The following is a 20594-nucleotide window of genomic DNA, read 5'->3' on the forward strand; positions in this document are numbered from 1 at the left end:
GGCGTCCGGCGGTGGATAGTGACTCGGGATGGTACTCCGTACTCGAAATCACTCTTGTTTGATGGACAGGGTGCAGGCTTCCTGACGACGGTACAAATGCCCCGAACTCGGACAAACTGCGGAATTCTATCGAATTACGCAGTCATTCCAGAATTGCCGTTCAGCCGCGCCTGTCTTCGTGCCGCACGAATCTATACCGCGTTTGGCCGCCATCCAGCAGCAGGACATCTGGATTCTCTGTGAGCTGCAGCTTGACGGCCCCCAGAAAGGGTGCACTGATCAGGACAATGTGACGGCTCTTATCCGACTGCTCCTCCGAGCCAAGATCGCTCGACCAGGATTCAAATGCGATACGGAAGCCATCTCTCTGTTGCGAAATCGACGCGGCCCCTAATTCCTCCGAGACATAGTGCCCGACGTAATTCTGAATCCAAGCGGTGGCCTCAGGCTCCGTTCTGACTCGCTGGCGAATGGATGCGAGCGAATCGTCGAGCGCCTTCTTCGCGCTCGTGACCAGAGCCTCTGCCCTGGCCTCGGCTCCGAAGAGAATTTCGATCAACCTCTGCCTCACTGCGGACAGAAACAGATTGGCGGCGCGGAGGTTACTGAGCACGACCATGCCAATCCCGTGCTCAGGGAAAAAGGCCATGTCCGCCGAGAAGCCGAGGGTGTTGCCCCCATGCGTCACCAACGCCAGTCCTTGCTCTTCCGTTAGCATCAGCCCCAAACCGTAGCTGGACTTTCCGTCGATCTTGATCGCGGAACGACGGCGCGCCCGAAGATTGTCTTCTGAAATGACCTGTTGCCCACGCTCGTTCAGTCCATTACGGAGCTCGCAGTCCACATAGCGGGCCATGTCCAAAACGGTGGACCATACGGAGCCAGACGGAGCCGTAGAATCGGCGAACTCTTCAAGCACTGGATCGATAGGAATGCAGGCGCCATCGAGAGTGTGACCATGCGGCGCGGCATCCAGCGGCGAATGAATGCCGAGGATGGAGCTCTGCCCCATACCCAAAGGCTCAAAGACTAAATCCTGCATGGCGCGTTCATAGGCATCACCCAATGTCACATTTGGAGCGTAGCTATGCGCCGCTGCGTATCCGCCTGCGGCTACAAGATAGTTCGAATACTGAAAGGTCTCGCCGAACCCGGTGGTGGGGCACATCTGTTTCATTTCAGCAATGCGGTCCTCGGGACGCACTCCGCGGAATCGAAAGATCAGATCGAGATCCCTCCGGGGCATCCCAGTGCAGGCACATACCGTATGCCGCATCTCGATCCTCTGCGTCACTTCAGTATCCGCTAGAGCGAAGCCCGGCAATACCTCGGTCACCGGCGTCGTCCAGGTAAAGCGACCCATATCCACCAGCCGCGCCATCATAAGCGTGGTCAGCGGCTTAGTGGATGACCCGATCATAAAGCGCGTTTGCGGCGTGACCTGGTCGCTCCCGCCAGCCTTGGTTACCCCGAATCCCTCCGCAAATATGGTGCGGCCGTCCTGCACCACCGCGACCGCGACACCCGGAATACCGATATGGCGCATGGCCCAGTCCACAAAACTGTTCATGGCTTTGCGTTCATCTTCTCCAAATGCCTTTGGCCTGATATCCGCAAGGCTCGGCTCCTTCAATCCGATTGGCTTCCAAGCATCGTTTAATTCGGCAATCTGCGCCATGCGCCGGCTGAACCCCGCCTTTGTTCCGTCGATGAGGGTGATGTATGCGCGTTCGCCCAGCATGCGGGCGACGGCAATCACCATGCGGCTCTCACTCTCCAATGTGCTGTAGATGGCCTGAATCACCTTATCCCAGCCGTCCGTAGTAGGCATCTCTACCTTCTGCTTCACGGGATGATCGAATTCAGGGCTCACGCGCTGCCATGCAAGCCGAAACAACTCCTCGGCGTCAGTTGCGGCGGGGCAGGCAACAAAGGACAGCGTCAAATCCGATTCCGGTCCAACTACGGTCAAAGGATCGCCTTGGCTGGTTGCGGTCCAGCCACCCGGCAATGCAACAGGCGAAGGCACATCAGGCATTGAGACATAGATTGGGGATTTTTCCATTATCTATTCCATACTCCTCTGGCTCTGCGGTCTTCAAGCTAAGTCGCAGACAACCATCGTACCGAACTGTCGGTACTGCGACTCGATTCCTTAAGCCCAATCAACGGGCTTGGCCGGGGACAAGGCTCAGTTGGCATCAAATCGCTTGTCCAGCCGGGATCGGTATCGGGAAGTCGGCGAGTCTTTACAAATCCAATCCACTTGGCCGTAGAACGGGCAACGCGCTCGCTAGGGCCCGGAATGGCACACGGGTGCGGCACAAGGCCGCGTCGGCGACACCACGGACAAGTGGATCGTCGAGCATGTGGAAGAGTGGTTTCGCCTGATATCGCGAGGTGGGGTTTTTCATGCTGGATGGTTGATGCTCTTTTGGCTAGGCGCGATTGGGTTCGAATCGGCCACAGAAGCGGCTAAAGTTCGCTTTCCTTGACAGCTTAGGAGAAGAGCTATACATTCCTAATCATATTAGGAGAGATTTGCATGCCCGATCAGGCTCAGCTTCTTCCAGGAACTCTCGATCTGCTCATCCTGCGGGCCGTATCGCTTGGACCTCTGCACGGATATGGGATTTTGCTGCGGATTGCGCAGATTTCAGGACAGGCACTGTTGGTGGAGCAGGGGGCGCTGTATCCGGGGCTGTTTCGTTTGGTTCGTCAAGGATTTCTGAAAGCGAAGTGGGGCGTCTCTGATGCGAACCGGCGCGCCAAGTATTACGAGCTGACGGTTGCGGGTCGAAAGCGGTTGCGGGAAGAGACAGAAAGCTGGAATAGGCTTGCGGCTGCCATTGCCTCCGCGCTTTCCGCGCAACCGGGAGAACTATGAGACTTTTTGACGCAATACTCGCTCGTTGGTCCGCGCTTATGCATCGCTCGGCAAAGAGGAACGAGCTTGACGAAGAACTGCGGAGCCACCTTGTGCATCGCACGGATGATCTTGAACGCAGCGGGTTGTCACGCGCGGAGGCGGAGCGGCAGGCACGCGTGGAATTTGGCGGGCTGGAACACTACCGGGAGGAGGCGCATGCTGCCCAGGGATGGCAATGGGCGGAAGCGCTCTTGCGGGACGTGCGGTTTGGAGTGCGTGTTCTGAAGAAGTCACCTGCCTTCACCGCGGCGGCAGTGATCACTCTGGCGCTGGGCATTGGAGCGAATACGGCTCTCTTTACGCTGGTGCGCGAGATCCTTCTGGGCCCACTGCCGGTACGCGCCGCCAAGCGCCTGGTTGTGATCTGGGACAGCAATCCAGCGCTGGGTCTGAAGCGGGTGGGGCCAAGCGGGCGGGATTATCTCGATTGGCGGGAGCAAAAGGTCCATGCATTTGAAGATCTCTTTCTCTTTGAGCATGGCACGGGAACGGTGACGGGAAACGGAGAACCGGAGCAGGTGGCCGGACTGCGGGTGACTACCAACTTCGGAAATTTCTTCGGGATCGTGCCTGTGGCGGGACGAACCTTTCTGCCCAAAGAGGAACATGCGCGGCTTAATCTAGCGATTCTGAGTTACCGCTACTGGAAGCGGAAGTATCAGGGGAATCCGGCCGTGTGCGGACGGAGCATGATTCTCAACGGCGAGAATTACACGATCATCGGCGTGCTGCCCGCTTCGTTCGACGAGCTGTTTCCGGTGGATGTGGTGGTTCCGTTTGACGATGCGTGGCTGCATAGGGCGGACTCAGATCTTGGTGTGTTCGGAAGGCTGCGGCCGGGCGTGCGTGTGAGCGAAGCGACAGCCGAGATGCGCGCGGCCATGGCGCGAATTGCGCTGCAGCGGCCCGAGCGGAAGGGTTTCGGTACGGTACTAGTGCCGCTGGAATCCGTGCGCATGGAGTACATTCGTCCGGCGCTGTTGGTGCTTCAATGCGCGGTGGCGTTCATTCTGATTCTTGCGTGCGCGAATGTGGCGAATCTGATGTTGTCTCGCGGCATGAGCAGTCGGCAGGAGATGGCGGTGCGTATCTCACTGGGGGCCACGCGGAAGCAGATTGTCCGGCAATCCATTGTGGAAAGCTCATTGCTGGCGATTCTTGGAGGCGCGCTTGCCCTGCTGCTGGCGATGGGAAGCGTGCATTTGTGGGCGCGATACGGACCGACGCAGATTCCTGTCCCCAATGCGGCGTCGGAAGTGACGCTGCCGGCTGTTCATCTTGGAATGAGTGAAGTTTTGTTCACACTGGCTATATCGCTTGGAACGGGGATTCTGTTTGGGCTGATTCCGCCGCTGCGGCTGTTAGACGGCAATATGCAGAACGCGTTGAAGAATGGCGGACGCGGAACGATCGGCGAAGTGCGCGGACAGAGAACACGCACCGTGTTGGTGGTTGTGGAGGGCGCGCTGGCGCTTCTGCTGGTGGTTGGCGCTTCACTGATGATCAAGAGCTTTGCACGCCTGCTGTCCATCAATCCGGGCTTTGATCCGAACAGACTTTTGACTCTGCGCATCAAGCTGCCCGAAGACGCTGCCGGTTCAAAGTATCAAGACCCCTGGAAGCGCGGCGCAGCATTCCATGATTTTCTCGAGAAGGTGCGTAACCTGCCCGGTGTCCAGTCTGCCGCTTTGACGGAGATTGTGCCGCTGAGCCAGGACGACATGGACCGTGGACCGTTCTCTATCCAGGAGAAGCCGGAATCTAACGTTACGTTATCTGCCGATTATCGGGACATCAGCACGGGGTACTTTGAAACCATGCGGATTCCTTTGCTGCAGGGCAGGACTTTCGCGGAGACCGACGACCCAAAGCATCCGCGCGTAGTGGTTATCGATGAGACTTTGGCGCGCGATTATTTTGGAACGGAAAGCCCGCTGGGAAAGCATATTGTTCTTCCGTATGGCTCGCGCATTCCGCGAGAGGTGATCGGGGTTGTGGGTGCGGTGCGCGACTCCACACTAAGCGGCGCGCCAGAGGCCACTATCTACTTCCCCTATATGCAGGGACCGGATCAGACCCTGAGCATGGTGGTGCGTACGGCACTGCCGGAAGGCAGTGCCCTTCCTGCAATTCGCAATGCGATCTGGTCTGTCGATCGGAACCAGCCAGTATTCGACGTGAGGACGATGTCGGTGATCATGGGGAATGTAACCTCGGCTCCCAGGATTGCGTTTATACTGCTGGACATTCTGGCTCTGGTAGCCGTTGTTCTGGCGGCGATCGGCATCTATGGCGTGACAGCCTATAACGTCGGCCAACGAACGCAGGAGGTAGGCGTTCGCCTGACTTTCGGCGCCACGCCGAATGCGATTTTGTACATGCTTGTGCGTCAGGCGACAACGCTCACTCTTCTCGGAGTAAGTGCTGGGTTGCTTTGCGCACTCGTCATGACCCGGCTTATGTCGAGCCTTCTTTATGGGGTCAGCAGTACAGACCCTGTCGTCTTCCTGGGAGGATCCTTGCTGGTTTTAATTGTGGCGACCATTGCATGCTATCTTCCTGCGCGGCGGGTTGTGCGGGTGGATCCGCTGGCGGCTCTGCGTTCGGAGTAGCTACATCTCCTATGCGCATGGCAGCCTTATGTGCTCTCAAGTGACGCATCCTCGCCAAATGCGCTCGCCGCCGCAGCGGCTTTGTTGTGCGCCGGGCATGTTCAATAGCTTGGAGGTGCAAGTCCTCTACCCGACCTGATGGAGGTAAGGGTTAGCAAGAACGCAAGGGCTACCGTCGCGAGGCGGGGTTTGAAGGAAGCGTGGAGCAAATGCGCGAGTCGATGGACAAAAACCGGATACAAGGCGTGAGCGTAGGGCGAGCGGGCAACTTACCGCGAAGCCCATATCCATTAAGTACGCGGAGCGTAGATCCGGCGACTGTGCGCAGAAGGCGATTGAGCTTACCCCGGGAGGTCTGCTCCGTGTCGCTTCGGCGACTGAGGCTGCCGCGAGGCATCCTGACCGCGAAGCAGAAGTCAGCAGAGGGCATAGTAGGCCATGAGGTCGGCAAAGCTAGTGAGGCACTCCAAAGCCGAAAGGCGGAGTCAACAGATAGGCTGAGCCGGGAACGGTGGTTGAAGGCCCGAACGAGAGGAGAGGCAAGTAGGACATGAGTCTCAATAACGACATGCGGCAGAACATCCAGGGCAATCTGGACTTCTCGTCTCCGCCAACGGGTGAAGCCCGGAGGGCGGGAAGGGAAGGGTCCGAATCGTTGAGGACGGCGAGTGACCCCGAAAGCCCAGCTAGGACAGATCAAACGATGGAGGAGATCGTTGAACGAGAGAATCTGAAGGAAGCATTACGACGGGTCAAGGCGAACAAAGGTGCTCCGGGCGTTGACGGAATGACGGTCAACCAACTCGGTGGCCACCTGAGACAGCACTGGCCAACCATCCGGGAACAACTGCTAAGCGGAACATACAGACCAGAGCCGGTGAAGCGGGTAGAGATACCGAAACCGGACGGCGGAGTGCGCAAGCTGGGTATTCCGACGGTACTGGATCGATTCATCCAGCAAGCGGTCATGCAGGTTCTGCAACGGCGATGGGATCCGGAGTTTTCCGATCACAGCTACGGTTTTCGTCCGCGGAGATCGGCTCATCAGGCTGTAGCGCAGGCACAGCGGTATATCGCTGCAGGCTATGGCTGGGTGGTTGACCTCGACTTGGAGAAGTTTTTCGATCGAGTCAATCACGACAAACTGATGGCGCAGATCGCCAAGCGGGTCGAGGACAAGCGGCTGCTGAAACTCATCCGGGCGTTGCTGAATGCCGGGGTGATGGAAAACGGGTTGATCAGCCCAAGCGTGGAAGGGACTCCCCAGGGAGGTCCACTCTCGCCCCTGTTAAGCAATCTCGTGCTCGACGAACTCGACCGCGAACTGGAGCGCCGGGGACATCGACATGTCCGCTACGCAGATGACTGCAACATCTATGTGCGCAGCGAACGTGCGGGTCAACGGGTGATGAGGAGCATTACGCTCTTCATCACTCAGCGCCTCAAGCTCAGGGTAAATGAGACCAAAAGCGCGGTAGCACGACCGCAGGAGCGAAAGTTCCTCGGGTTTAGTTTTACGGACGGCCCAGAGATCAAACGAGCGATTGCTCCGAAGGCTCTGGAGCGGTTCAAAGACAAAATCCGGGAGATCACGCGACAGGCCAAGGGTGTCAGCATCGAGACGACAGTGAAGCGACTGGCCACTTATATGGTGGGATGGCGCGGATACTTCGGCTTTTGCGAAACCCCCGAAGTGCTGATCGGGCTTGTTCGTTGGGTGCGACTCAGGCTGCGATGCGCACTCTGGCGACAATGGAAAACCCCACGTCGTCGCCGGGCTGCGTTGCTGCAACTGGGAGTACGTCCGCGATTGGCCACCAATACGGCCGGTAGTGGTCGAGGCCCATGGTACCTTGCCCGCGCCAAAGCTCTGTCTGTGGGAGCTTCGAATGCATACTTCCGCTCGCTCGGCCTTCCTTCACTGTTCGAGAACTGCTAGCCTAACTTCTCGAACCGCCGTGTACGGACCCGTTCGCACGGTGGTGTGGCAGGGGTCGGCAGGTGACTGCCGCCCCTATGCCGTTCAAGTCGGCCAGTCTTCAGAGATCCGTGTCCGGTCAAGTTGACGGAAAACGGGCTAGCCTGACATGTGCGCCTAGTCGTCCGTTGTTGCCAGCAGCCCGAGGCACTCATTGACCCAAGTCGCATGGTTCGATAGCGCGATACTATCGAGGCGTCTCTCTGCCTTTCAACGCACCCTGAATGCCGTCTAGATTGTCGCGGCGGGCGATTATTTGGCGGTTTTTCTGGTAACACGAACTTGAACCTTTTTGTGCCGGACGATCAGGGGTGAGTGCTTCCGGGAAGCTCGCCATTTCAGCCCGCCGCTCTCTATGAATGCCTTGTTCCCGCTGAAATCGAACAAGGACATTTCGGTGATCCCGAATACGTCTTTGAGACGCTGCAAGGTAGGGCGGCTGACGAAACTCTTCCCCCGCTCTATCAGGTTGACGAGATCCACTGATCGGCCGATCAGTTCCGCCAATTCTTGCTGGCTCAGATCGTTGTCTCTGCGCAGACTTTTAATCCGGATACCGAAATCCGGCTGGTCAACCTCGATATCTGCGGGTTTCTGCTGCACTCCCAAAGTTTGTTAAGGAGCGAGTTTTCGTTACACCGAGCCAGATTACGGGTTATACTCTGCGTAAATTGGGAGCGGACTATTCTCTTGGCGGGGTTTCCGGGGCGAAATCGAAAAAATCGCGTACAGGAATATTGAGAGAGATCGAGAATGCCTCGATCGACTCAAATGAGGGTGCGTTAAGGCCCCTTTCGACAAGGCTCAGGAAGTCGACGGAGATATCGAGAAGCTCTGCAAATTCTTCTTGAGTCATGCTGCGGCGCTTGCGGATTGAACGCAATTTCTTGCCGAATTGCTTCCTCAAGGTAGCCACACGTGGAGTGTGGCTGAGCGTACGAGTTGATAACACCGAGTATCGCTACGGATTTTGGCAATACTTTCAAGCGAGGACTGCTGCTCCGATGTTTCGCGCCAACAATACCGTCCAGTCGCCCCGAGGTTCAGAATGACCTCCGACGCCGTCTCTTACTTCCCGAAGGCGATAGCGCCAGAGGCCGATGAGACCTCCGGCCCGGAAAAAGTAGCTGTCAAAAGGGCGGCCCAAGGGATTTCGCCGCTCAACGAAATCTCAGACGAGAAGCTGCTGAAGCGAGTCGGCAAAGGGGACAGGGACGCCCTGTCCGTGCTCTTCCGGCGGCATGCGCGGGCGGTGTTCAGCGTGGCTTGCCGTATCCTCCGCGATGAGAGCGAAGCGGAGGATCTGGTTCAGGAATTGTTCTTATTCGTCTTCCAGAAGGCCAGCGTCTACGATCCGGCGAAGAGTTCCGGGGCTTCGTGGATCATCCAGATGGCCTATCATCGCGCCATCGACCGCAAGCGCTACCTGGGCGTCCGGCATCACTACACCTCGCAGGAGATCGAGGAGGAGAGATTGCCTGCCCTGAAGGGGAAGCCCTCCATCGATGGCGTCGCGGCGCGAACCCTGCTGGAGAAGTTTCGTGGGGAGCTTTCTGCCGAGCAGAGACAGACGCTCGAAATGCATTTGTTTGAAGGGTATAGCTTTCACGAGATTGCCGAGCGTACGGGCCAGAGCTTTACCGGCGTAAGGCATCATTATTACCGGGGCCTCGAACGGCTGCGTCAGCATGTCTTTGCCAAAAGATGAGTCAGTGGTGAGAAGATTAGGGAACAGTTGTTATCGGCGGGAGCTAAGCGGGTGAACCCTCAATTTCATGAAGAGTTCATTGCACTGGGCACGCTCTTCTTCTCGGGAGAACTGTCACAGGAAGAGTGGGCGCTCCTGCAGGTGCATCTGGCCTACTGTGACTCCTGCCGGGAGCACTTCGAGCAACTGCAACGCATCCACCAGGACATCATTCCGGAGATGGCGGCCGCGGCCGCCGCCGAGCACGCAGACGATAGGGTTGCGGATCGATTCTCGCTCGATGCCGCTGAAGAACGGCTCATGCAGGAGCTGGACCGGATGCCTGCTCCTGAGAAGAAGCGTTCGCCCGGCAAACTCGTCTGGGGCCTCGCCGCGGGAGTGGTGGTCGCGGGGGCTCTGGGAGCTTTGTGGGGCATGCATCTTCCGGTGAGGCGCGCGAACCCGGCTTCTTCCATGGAGGCTCACAATACTCCGCCCGCTCCGATGCCGGCGCCGCGCGCGGCTTCCGTGCAGAAGACGGCTCAGCCGGAACCTTTGATCGAAGAAGCCGAGGCGAAGAAATCTGACGAGTTGAGCAAGCAGCTCAAGGCCTCGAAGACTCGGTACGCTCAGTTGTCTGTGACTGCGAAGGAGACACAGCAGCAACTTGCCGAGCTGCAGGCTCAGGAGCAACAGATAAGCAATGAGCGCGATGCGCTGCAGCAGGAGCTTGCTCAGGCCCAGGCTCAGATTCAAACCCTGAAGACGGCATCTGCCACGATGACCTCGGCTGTGCAGAACCAGAACCTCCGGCTTGCAGATTTGCAGACGACGGTGGATGTGCTGAATTCATCGCTGAATGAGAAGAACCGGCTGCTGGCGCTCGATAAGCAGTTCCTCGCCCATGACCGGCAGATTCGCAATCTGATTGCTGCGCGGAATCTCTACATCGCGGACATCTACGATGTGAAAGACAACGGCGAAACCGCCAAGCCGTTCGGGCGAATTTTCTACACGAAGAACACCTCTCTTGTGTTCTACGGCTACGACCTGGACAAACATGTTCGGCGCAATAAGCTGGTTTCTTTCCAGGCCTGGGGCAGCGGCAACGACCAGCCGGAGGTGAGCCTGGGATTGTTCTCCAAGGATGGAAAGCAGAAGTGCTGGATACTGCACTTCAACAACACGAAGACGCTGGCGCGGCTCAACAAGGTGTTCGTGACCGTCGAGCCTCAAGGCGGCAGCAACAAACCAACAGGCAAGCAAATTCTGATGGCCTATCTTCGCATTCAGCCAAATCATCCGTAACGGCGGAATGCGCAGGGACAACATTCTGGGACCACCCGTAGATCGGAGGAGCCTGACTCACTCTCGATCTTCTGGAGCGCCACCCGATGAAACACTGGCTTTGCCTGCTTCTTTGCGGATTGTTCTTCCTACCCCTACTAGCTGCTGCCCAATCGACGAACGCCACGATCAGCGGGGGAGTGACCGACCCCATGGGGCGATTCATCGCCAACGCGCAGATTCAGGTCGCCAACGATGAGACTGGCGCGGTCTATTCCACCAAAACCAATAACGCCGGGATCTATCTCATCCCCGTTCTCCCACCAGGCCACTATCACGTGCAGGTCTCAAAGCCGGGCTTCGAAACCATCATCAAGCCGGATGTCGTTCTTTACGTTCAGGGCGCGCTGTCGCTTAATTTCACTCTGCCTGTGGGAGCGGCGTCAGAGAGCGTTACGGTCAACGCATCGTCGTCGCTGTTGAACACCACCAGCCCTGCGGTGAGCACGGTCATCACGCGAAAGTTCGTGAAGAATATCCCACTGAACGGCAGAAGCTTTCAGGACCTCATATCGCTGACGCCGGGCGTGATCAATCAAAGTCCGCAGTATTACCAAACGGAAGTTGTGGGCGGGGGTGGGGACTTCAGCGTCAACGGGTCACGTACACAGTCGAACTATTACACGGTCGATGGTGTGACCGCGAACATCTCGTCTGGAAATGGCGGCGGGGTAGGGAATGCGGCCACAGGCGGCGCGCTGGGCGCGACTACGGCGTTGGGTACGACTCAGACGCTGGTGCCGGTGGATGCGCTGGAAGAGTTCCGCGTTCAGAGCTCCACCTATTCCGCGGAATATGGGCACTCACCGGGAGGCCAGTTCTCGCTCGTCACTCGCGCCGGCACCAACCGGCCACACGGCAGCGTCTTCGAATACCTGCGGAACAATTATTTCGACGCGAACGACTGGTTCAATGACCACTATGGAGCGCCCACGCCGGCCTTGCGACAGAACGATTTCGGCGGCTCGTTTGGGGGCCCGGTGTGGATTCCGAGACTCTACAACGGGGTGGACCGCAGCTTCTTCTTCGTCGCCTATGAAGGGCTTCGCCTGACCCAGCCGACCGCAGCCACCATCCAGTACGTTCCCGATAGTTACATGCGGGAGCAGGCAGTTGCTGCGATGCAACCGATTCTGAATGCCTATCCCGTGCCGAACGGCATCGACTACGGAACGGCCAGCGATCCGAGTCTTGCACAGTTCATCGCATCCTACTCGCTTCCCAGTTCCATCGATTCGACCAGCGTCCGTATCGACCACATATTCGGCCCCAAGCTGGTCGTCTTCTTCCGGCTGGGAGTCACGCCAAGTTCGACCGAATCCCGCCCATACTTTTCCAAATTAACGACAGCGATCAACGCTCAGACCTACACGTTTGGCGCGAGCAGCCAGCTCTCCGATCACCTCAGCAACGAATTCCGTTTGGGCTATGCACGCTCCAACTCCTCGATAACGGGAGAGATCGACGCGTTCGGTGGAGCGACTCCGGTCAATCTGGCGGCTGCGATGGGAGCGGGTTCCTATCCGCAGGCGGAGCCGGCCATCTCAATCAATTTCCCCGGTATTGGGGCTCCGTTCATGGCCATTGAAGACACGAAGAATCTCGGACGTCAGTGGAATCTTGTCGATACAGCCTCGCTGCTCAGGGGGCATCATACGCTCAAGTTTGGGATCGACTATCGGTACATTAAGTCGCCAATCGATCCACCGCAGGTAGAGCCCTACGCGGTTTTCGATAGCACTCATGCGGTTCTGGCGGGGAAGCCGGACTTACCCATCGTTTCCAGTTTTCTACAAGCGACGCCTATTTTTCACGAGCTTGCTCTCTTCGCGCAGGATGAGTGGCGCGTGCTTCCTCGCCTTACTCTTTCCTACGGTTTGCGCTGGGCAGTTGATCCTCCTCCCACAGAGCAGCATGGAAATGATGCATTCACTCTGCGAGGCAACATCGACGATCCGGCCTCACTGACACTGGCGCCTCGCGGAACGCCGCTGTGGCAGACGAGTTGGTACAACTTTGCACCGCGCTTCGGCGCGGCATGGGTGGCGCGCAACCGGACTGGATGGGAAACAGTTCTTCGCGGGGGCGGCGGTGTCTTCTTCGATTCAGCGAACGAAATTGCCGCAGTCGGATTCAGCGGCTTCGGATTTCATGCCGAGTCTATTCCTGCCGGTGCAAGGCTGCCGTATACCCCTGCTCAACTCAATGTTCCGGTCAAAACGACCGCCCCTTACACGAGCGGAATCATTACTGCGTTTCCGGAGCATCTCCAGTTGCCGTATACGCTCGAATGGAATGTGAGCCTGCAACAAGAGCTAGGCGTCAACCAAGCCCTGACCTTGGCTTACGTCGCCTCCGCCGGTCGCAGATTGATGGGGTTGCAATACCGCAATATCGAACCGCTGAATCCGAACTTCGGCACAATTCAATATCTCGCGAGCAACGTCACGTCGAACTACCAATCGCTCCAGGCTCAGTTCCAGCGGTCTGTATCCAAAGGGCTGCAAGCGCTGGTCTCTTATACCTGGTCTCATGCCATCGATGTTGGCTCTCAATCGACGGAGCTGGCACTTCAGCGAGGCAATGCCGACTATGACGTGCGTCAGAACTTGCAAGCCGGGTTGACCTGGGATATTCCGGAAGTCCACCGCAGCCATTGGGCGCGTCAACTCACGGGTGGGTGGGGACTCGATGCGCGGCTGATCTCACACACTCCGTTTCCAATTACGCTCGGAGGAGCCACGAGCACAGATCCGGCAACGGGAGCGCAGTATAACGGCGGTCTGAATCTGGTTCCGAATGTGCCGGTGTATGTATACGGATCCAAATACCCTGGCGGGAAAGCGCTCAATCCCGCCGCGTTCCGTTTGCCTAAAGGCAATGCGACAGGAGATGCACCACGTAACTTCGCTCGGGGTTTCGGAATGACGCAGCTGAACCTTGCGATCCGACGGGATTTCCCGATTCATGACCATCTGTCGCTGAATTTTCGAGCGGAGACCTTCAACGTCTTCAATCATCCGAACTTTGGTTACGTCGATCCCAACTACACCGATGCGACCTTCGGTCAGGCCACGCAAATGCTCAATGCCAGCTTGGGCACGATGGCCTCTCAGTACCAGCAGGGCGGCCCGCGCTCAATGCAATTCGCGCTCAGGTTGAGTTTCTGAACTCAAGCCTGCTTTCCACATAGCGACCTCTTTTCACCCTAACCCGGAGGGAATCGATGCACCTTGCCCGCTACGGGGCAGCCATCGCGTTAGCGTGGCTCGCCCTCCCTTGCGCCCATGCGGTGAAGAGACGCTTCACCGTGAGAGATGATATCGCCATGGTGAGGTTCACCCATCCGCGAGCCAGCCCCGAAGATCCCGGAACCGCGATCGCCGAGCCGTCGCCCGATGGCAAAAGCATCGTGATCGTCGTCACTCAAGGGCGTCTGAGCGATGACCTCATCGAATCCAGGCTGCTCATCTTCCAAGTGAGTGCGATCAGGAATGCTGCTATGCACCCGCAGCTTTCGATGCCAAAGCCAAAAGTGCTGGCGACTGTTCAGGGGATGCCGCCACCATTTGCTGTTCATGCCCACGATGGAGTCATAAAGGACGTTCGCTGGGCTGCGGATAGCTCCACGATCTACTTTCTCACCGCAAATCGTCAGGGCAATTATCGCCTCTGCGCGGTGCGGCGAGAGGGGGGCAGAGTAGACCATCTGACCCCCAGCACGATGAGTGTGGATCGCTTTACGCTTTCAGGGGACAGAATCACTCTGCTTGCATCCGGGCAGCGGCCTGCTTCTTCCGCGGCAGGGCAGGCATTGAATGCCGACGCGCGGGATATCACGGGAACTCGCCTGATCGAGGATCTCTTTCCCGATAGCCGGTATAACCGCGCCATTAGGGTATTTAGGCTCTACACCATTAGACTCGATGCCAACAAACCATCGATACACTCGGTCCCAAACTACGCTTTGGAACAGATCCCATTTCTGGCTAGAGCCTATCCATTCGCGGCTTCCTCTCAGGCCGGTGAGCTTATCAAGCTGGAGCCGGCAAAATCAGTGCCGAAATCATGGTCTCGTTATGCGCCCGCTACCGGGTATCCGCAACTACGCTTACGGCAGGGGTCAACCACGGGTCAATTTCAGGCTGCAAATATTATGCGGCCGTTGGAGTACACCGCCATCAATCTAGCCAACGGCAAACAGACTCCGTTGCTTCCGGCTCCCAATGCTCGAAGCCTCGGGTATCTCAGAGATGCGAATAGAGCGGTCTGGTCGTCAGATGCCAAGCGGATACTACTCACTAATACGTTTCTGCCCGTTGATCGATACAGTGACACAACATCAGGAGATGTCTACCCTTGTGGCGTAGCCAGCATGGACATGCCCGACGATAGAGTTCGCTGCCTCTTTTTTGAGAATCGTTCTCTGAACCCCAAAGTGTTTCACGTGCAGGATGTTGCATTTGAGAAGAGCGCAGCGAAGGTCGCAGTTCTTCTTCACAACGGGCTCAACCAGCAGATTGTTCAGCACTACACTCTTCGCCAAAGTCATTGGTTGCTTATTTCGACCGATCTGGTTCAAAGCCCCGTGACTTCTCTGCGTGAGTGGCAGCGTCAGGATTCTGATGGCGGCTTGCGTTGGCGGATGTTTATCCATCAATCGCTCAATGACCCGCCTCAGCTATGGGTGCGTGCGCCGAATGGAAGTTCACAGAAAGTATGGGACCCAAATCCGCAGTTCCGGCAGATGCGGTTTGGCCATGCGTCCTCCTATAGCTGGCGGGACCCACACGGTCATCAATGGTCTGGCATTCTTATCGAGCCCGTGGGATTCATCCGCGGGAAGCGCTATCCGCTCGTTCTGCAGATGTACGACTATGTGGACCATCAATTCATTACCGACGGCCTTTATCCAACGGCGTTCGCGGCCCGCGAACTTGCCAGTGCGGGATTCGTGGTTCTGCAATTTCGGAAGCAGCGGGACACTGGTTCAGAACGAGACCCTCAAATTGCCCTGGAAGGTTATCAGAGCGCCGTGGCCCAACTGAATGCGGCAGGCATGATTGATCCAGGTCGCGTCGGGGTGGTCGGGTTTAGTCTTACCTGTTGGTATGCGGCCTACGCTCTTGTCCATGATCCAACGTTGTTCCACGCGGCTACCATTGCAGATGGACTCGACAACAGCTACATGCAATTCATGATGTTTACGCCGGGCGAGTATTTTCTGCGGCGTCAGATGCTGGGTGTTCGCGGCGTTGCACCCTTCGGAGTCGGGCTTGCTCATTGGGTGAAAACGTCCGCCGCTTTTCACTTTGACCGGATTCAGGCGCCAGTGAGAATCGAGGCGATTGGTCCATCCTCCGTGCTCCAGGAATGGGACCTGTATGCCTCATTACGACTGCTAAAGAAGCCCGTTGACCTGATCTATTTCCCTCACGGAACGCACATTCATAAACATCCCCTCGCCAGATTGGAGTCACAGCAAGGCAATGTGGATTGGATGTACTTTTGGCTCAAGGGAGAGGAGCTTCCCGATCAGAGTTCAGTGGTGTCATATCCAGAATGGGAGTCGATGCGGCGCTCCTATGATCGGTTAAACAACTCAACAAAACCGGCGTCGCAATGACGCAGGAGCGCCCGCCCGTCCATTCGACTGGACGGACGGGCGCAGAACTGCCTATTTGCTCCTTGCGGTGCCGCTACTCGTCGGACTCGTAGCTGGCTCCGGTGGAAGGCAGAGCGGATTCAATTTCCTGAACCGCTCCACCCTTCTGAAACTGAATGGCTTTCTCAGCTTCGTAGGTGGCGATGATGCGTGGTGGTGTGTAGAGCATGTTTTTTCTCCTTGGGTTGGAATATCCGTCGCTCCAGGCGGATCGTGCTGCATGAATGACGGAGCTTGTAGGCCGCTTCTTACCTGGCCAAATTTGGTTCAGAAATCTCTTCGGTCTTGATCGATTCTCCAGATCGCGACCAGATCTCCAGTGCAATCGTCCGAAGGATCGCTTGCCAGTCTGATGGCTGCCCATTGCAGCACCGCTTCAACTCGGCGGCGAAAGGGTCCATTTCGATGAAACCTTGCTGAGCCAGACGGCAATCACGGAAGAGAGATTCGATCTCGCTTTGCCGCCGCTGCAGCACTCGAAGTGGACCAGTTACTTGAAAGGCTTTGCGCTTGCGTTCGAGGATTTCGTCTGGCACGATGCCAACAAGTGCGCGACGCATCATGAACCGGCGGCGGCCTGGCCGGAGCAATTGACTGGCAGGCACACGCAGCAGGAAGTTGACGAGGTCCTTGTCGAGATAGGGGTAGCGGTACTCCGGCCGTGCCAGGATGCGGGGATAGCTGTGAGGCAGTGTTCCCATGACCGCAGTCCAGGTGCGTGCGTTTTCGAGTTGGCGCGGGGTGTACTGGACCAGGTCCTGGCAGCGGAATGGAGTTCTTACCGAGTTCGCCCTTAGACCAGAGGTGCGGTGTGCGAGCCACGGAGGCGGTGTGGCCGCGCGCGGATTCTGGCAGTAGAGTCGCGCAGTCCGGCCAACTGTTCGCAGCAACGTTTCGACGATGGGATCACGGTTGACGAGTGACCAGGCCAGGCTCTGCTTTAGGAGTGATGCCCATGCGCCTTCAACCAGATAGCTGGCCAATTCCGGATAGCGATCCGGAACCCCGCCCAGCAACTCGTCACCACCTATGCCGGAGAGGATTGCCCGAAAATCGCTTCTCCAGACACGCTCATGGAACTGCTCTTCGCGGCGGATCGATAGGCTGTCGGCTCCTGGCAAGAGGTATCTTCCCCGGGTGGCATCATGAGGCAGAAAGGTTTTTTGTGAGAAGCTCATGTCGAGGTGGACGCCTACCTTGCCTCGATATGTCTCCGTATGCGAAAAGTAGCGGCGCTCATCAAGCGAAGGTTCTTCATCGTCGAAGTACGACACCGTATCGAGCAACGGAGCGCTGGCGTCCACCTTTCGTTGGCAATGATCTGACATGCAGACGATGGCGGTTGAATCCATGCCGCCACTGAGTTCCGCCAGAACATGAGGAGCATCCTCAGTGCGCCGCTCGATGGCCTGGCGAAAGAGCATCAGGAAATGCTCGTCATATTCTTCTTCGGAGGAGTATGCCAACTCACTCTCGCCGAGCGGCGACCAGTGACGTTCGACTCGGATCGCACCGCTACGTATGGCCAGACTGCACCCGGGTGGGACAGCAAAGATTCCCTGGTAGGGTGTCAACTCCCCAATCTGTTGACCGGCGAGATAAGCGGCAATGTATGGCTCGGAAAGCGTGGGACTCTCTGTTGAAGAGAAGAACGTATCGAGATACGTGGCCCAACGGAGTTCATTCGCCTTCGCCCGGTAGTAGAGAGTACGCGTCCCCGCGTGATCACGGGCCAGATAGATGGTATTGGTGCACTCTGACCACACCGCCACTGCCCAGTCTCCGGTGAATCTTCGGAAAGAGGACGGGCCCCAATGGGCGAAAGCAGTCAGTGCAATTTGCGAGTCGGATGTGCTTGCCACGTGCAGGCCAAGGTCCTCCGCCAATTCGCGGGAGTTGTCCAACCGTCCATCGAACGTCAGCACGTTTTGAAACTCATCCCGGACAGGACCAGACTCAAGAGAGAAACGCGGATGACTGCCATATGGCTGCCAAGCCATGCCGAGTCCGGTCTTCACATAACTAGTGCCCGGGCCGGTGGCATACCGGGCCGTGGAGATGGCCCAGTCGTGCAGCATCGCCTCTGAAGCTGGCGAGCCGTCTGCCGCGTGTATGCCGAACAGAATGCTCATGGCCCACCTCTCTTAACACCGCTCCAGAACTTGAAACTTGTCTCGGACATATGGCCTGTCGTTAACGACTCGCCCATTGCATTCGACCCACGCGTGCGAATAAAAGGGCAGAAGCTGAACGCCGATGACCAAGTCGGCTGCGTATCCCTGGCGACGGAACATCACGGCTGTGGCCGCTGAACGTTGCAGACAGAGCACGCGTTTGAAGTAGAAGACGCATGCCAGATCCATCGCACGACACAGTGCATCGAGATCTGCGTGGCTGCTTTGTCTGCGAGGACAACTGCGAACGGCGGCATAGAGCTTTTCGAAGTTGCCAAACCGCATCAGGCAGTCGAAGTAGAGCAGCAGAGCCCATGCTTCCATCAATCGAATCGCCATGAGAGTTTCCTCCGGGATCGTTCGCTACGCCGATACAGAAGCCATGCCGGCATGCGTAGAGTGCCGGCAACGCGTCCCAAGAAAAGCAGGTTTCCGAGCTGCTCGATCCATATGGCGTGCCAGCATGCGGGCATAGGATTGCCGCTTCGGATCATCGCGCGCGGGCGACGTCAGCCAGGTGCCGCGACCGTAGAGAGCGCTAAAAGCGGCGATCAGAGGAGCAAGAACAAATGCTTCATCGATCTGGACAGCGTCGTAGCCTGCCAGCAGAAGACACCTGTAGCGCTCCTTCAAAGCATGATGCTCATTGCGCTGGCGGACAGGATCGGAATACGGATGCAAGAGCAACAGATGCTCCAAGGTACAGAGCGGGAAGCCAACATACGCCTCGGCCCAATCTGTGATCTGGCAGTGCTCAGGGCCAATGAGGAGATTCCCAAGATTCATGTCGCCATGAACAACCGTGACCGGAAAGTTGAGTGCGTCCAGCCTTGCGCAACTGTCCTCGACAAGACGGCGCAACTCGCCCAGGCGCGCGGAAGAGATGCGCGGGACTTTTCTGGATGTTTGGTGGCCCATGGCCTCTTCCAAATAGCAGAAGAACGACTCGGCCCCGGCGGCAAGCGTCATCGGTCTCTGATCCGACGCTCCGGCCCTGAAAAGAGTGTTTGCTGAGCCTATGGTGGAGACCTGAATGGCTGCCAGAGCATCGACTGCTCGGCAAAGAATCTGCTGCGCTTCATTGCAGTCTTCTGGCCATGTCTCCAGGCATACCGCCTCTTCCCGTGAGAGCCATGCGTTCCAGTCGGGCCTGTAATCGATGACCTGAGGAAGGTATCTTCCGCACAACTGCGAGAGCGCGAGGGTGACGGGAAGCTCCCGCGCATTTTGTCCGCTCGTTGCTTTGAGCCAATACGCCGAGCCGTCTTCCATCTGGAAGCGGATCAGAGTGAAGCCGTGGCCTGCGTTGTATTGTTCGTACGGATTCTGCTCGGCGACACGAATGCCCGTTACGCTTTCCAGCCAGCGGATGCCATCGCCAATCCAGCCCGGACGAGCGAATGGATTCCGGGTTCTCCTTTCCATGACTTCCAGCAACCTCTGGCGCTCATTGTGAGGGAGATCTCCTTCATGGACAGACGCGAGACTTACAGGGACGAGCGAAGACTCGTCGGGAAGAGAATCCGCTTCCACAGCCGCAAGTGGCACCAATGCTGAGTCATCACCCAAGAAGTCAAGAACCAACGCATGGATCCCGAATCCGTTCCAGAGAGCAGAATGCAATGCTCTGGCAGGCCGGCTTCCCGGTGAAATCGAAACACGGGGCAAGCAGTAGCCCTTCTTCTCGCGAACTGCCAGCACATTCTGTCGGTCCGTAAGGATCAGTCCGATGCGATACTCGATGCTTTCCGGATGATTCATGACTTGTCCTCTCAGAATCTGTCTGACAGCTTTACGGGTGCAGCCTGCGTTCTTTCAGGTCGCGAATGAATGCAAGTACGTCTGGCTCGATGGTTTCAGGGGTCGTATTGGTTTCACGGGCGAGAGCACTCACAACCTCTTCGGGACTCTCTCCTCGCTCCAGTGCCTGCCATATGAAGACGCCGGTAGCGTTGAGCGTCGAGATGATTCCTTGCTGTGAATCGAGGATCGCTGCGCCGTCCTGAGTAACGACTGACCGAAGCTTGGTCATCGGGTCTCCCTCCGAGCGGCTCTGGCCGAACCAGAGCTGGAATAGGACCGAGCGTATCTCCGGGAGTGCGATTTGTGTGGGGCAAATCGGCGATTGGCCAAAGTTACCGTGTCCCGTCAAAAACACGGGAGTTCGGCACAGAGGATGCATCAACACTGGTGCGAAGGCGT

At 57.4% G+C, this 20594-nt stretch carries 15 protein-coding genes; 7 read left to right on the forward strand and 8 right to left on the reverse strand.

What is annotated here, in order from left to right; all coding sequences use genetic code 11:
• Positions 1–160: 160 nt before the first annotated feature.
• The gene (locus tag ACP_RS17490) at positions 161–2065 is read right to left on the reverse strand and encodes a serine hydrolase domain-containing protein (RefSeq protein ID WP_083770636.1); all 1905 of its coding nucleotides are present in this window, start codon (positions 2063–2065) and stop codon (positions 161–163) included.
• 480 nt (positions 2066–2545) lie between these two features.
• On the opposite strand from ACP_RS17490, the gene ACP_RS15290 reads away from it, so the two are divergent.
• The 3 genes from ACP_RS15290 (at position 2546) to ltrA (ending at position 7480) form a co-directional block, all read left to right on the forward strand.
• On the forward strand, positions 2546–2887 hold the full coding sequence (locus tag ACP_RS15290) for a PadR family transcriptional regulator (RefSeq protein WP_015898254.1): 342 nt from the start codon (positions 2546–2548) through the stop codon (positions 2885–2887).
• A 38-nt stretch (positions 2888–2925) separates the two neighbouring features.
• Entirely contained in the window at positions 2926–5541 is a 2616-nt protein-coding gene (locus ACP_RS15295) for an ABC transporter permease (protein WP_041839642.1), read from the forward strand.
• A gap of 703 nt (positions 5542–6244) precedes the next feature.
• Positions 6245–7480 carry a group II intron reverse transcriptase/maturase gene (ltrA, locus tag ACP_RS15300; protein WP_015898256.1) on the forward strand — a complete coding sequence of 412 codons (1236 nt, stop codon included), beginning with the start codon at positions 6245–6247 and terminating at the stop codon, positions 7478–7480.
• Between the two features lie 291 nt (positions 7481–7771).
• Here ltrA and ACP_RS15305 read toward each other — a convergent pair whose 3' ends face one another.
• Positions 7772–8122 (reverse strand): helix-turn-helix domain-containing protein, encoded by a 351-nt coding sequence (locus ACP_RS15305; RefSeq protein WP_041839643.1) that lies wholly within the window; start codon positions 8120–8122, stop codon positions 7772–7774.
• Between the two features lie 79 nt (positions 8123–8201).
• Complete coding sequence (locus ACP_RS17840) at positions 8202–8426, reverse strand: helix-turn-helix domain-containing protein (RefSeq protein WP_148215181.1); 225 nt, start codon at positions 8424–8426, stop codon at positions 8202–8204.
• 141 nt (positions 8427–8567) lie between these two features.
• Between ACP_RS17840 and ACP_RS15315 the strand changes: the two genes are divergently transcribed.
• The 4 genes from ACP_RS15315 to ACP_RS15330 all read left to right on the forward strand — a co-directional run bounded on the left by ACP_RS15315 (position 8568) and on the right by ACP_RS15330 (position 16179).
• Positions 8568–9227, forward strand: a complete 660-nt coding sequence (locus ACP_RS15315; protein WP_015898258.1) for an RNA polymerase sigma factor — start codon at positions 8568–8570, stop codon at positions 9225–9227.
• 51 nt (positions 9228–9278) lie between these two features.
• Positions 9279–10514 (forward strand): hypothetical protein, encoded by a 1236-nt coding sequence (locus ACP_RS15320; RefSeq protein WP_041839645.1) that lies wholly within the window; start codon positions 9279–9281, stop codon positions 10512–10514.
• Positions 10515–10600: 86 nt separating this feature from the next.
• Positions 10601–13723: a TonB-dependent receptor gene (locus tag ACP_RS15325; RefSeq protein WP_015898261.1), complete on the forward strand. Its 3123-nt coding sequence runs from the start codon at positions 10601–10603 to the stop codon at positions 13721–13723.
• A 56-nt stretch (positions 13724–13779) separates the two neighbouring features.
• Positions 13780–16179, forward strand: coding sequence for an alpha/beta hydrolase family protein (locus ACP_RS15330; protein WP_015898262.1), 2400 nt, complete (start codon positions 13780–13782; stop codon positions 16177–16179).
• Positions 16180–16252: 73 nt separating this feature from the next.
• On the opposite strand, the gene ACP_RS18710 is transcribed toward ACP_RS15330, so the two are convergent.
• The 5 genes from ACP_RS18710 to ACP_RS18405 form a co-directional block, all read right to left on the reverse strand.
• Positions 16253–16387: a hypothetical protein gene (locus tag ACP_RS18710; protein ID WP_015898263.1), complete on the reverse strand. Its 135-nt coding sequence runs from the start codon at positions 16385–16387 to the stop codon at positions 16253–16255.
• 79 nt (positions 16388–16466) lie between these two features.
• Positions 16467–18350 (reverse strand): asparagine synthetase B family protein, encoded by a 1884-nt coding sequence (locus tag ACP_RS15335; RefSeq protein WP_015898264.1) that lies wholly within the window; start codon positions 18348–18350, stop codon positions 16467–16469.
• Positions 18351–18362: 12 nt separating this feature from the next.
• Positions 18363–18731 (reverse strand): lasso peptide biosynthesis B2 protein, encoded by a 369-nt coding sequence (locus ACP_RS17495; RefSeq protein WP_015898265.1) that lies wholly within the window; start codon positions 18729–18731, stop codon positions 18363–18365.
• A gap of 24 nt (positions 18732–18755) precedes the next feature.
• Positions 18756–19817 (reverse strand): phosphotransferase, encoded by a 1062-nt coding sequence (locus tag ACP_RS15345; protein ID WP_169305995.1) that lies wholly within the window; start codon positions 19815–19817, stop codon positions 18756–18758.
• 367 nt (positions 19818–20184) lie between these two features.
• Positions 20185–20424, reverse strand: coding sequence for a PqqD family protein (locus tag ACP_RS18405; RefSeq protein ID WP_169305996.1), 240 nt, complete (start codon positions 20422–20424; stop codon positions 20185–20187).
• Positions 20425–20594 lie beyond the last annotated feature (170 nt).

It is taken from the genome of Acidobacterium capsulatum ATCC 51196, from assembly GCF_000022565.1.
In the GTDB taxonomy this organism is placed as follows: Bacteria; Acidobacteriota; Terriglobia; order Terriglobales; family Acidobacteriaceae; genus Acidobacterium; species Acidobacterium capsulatum.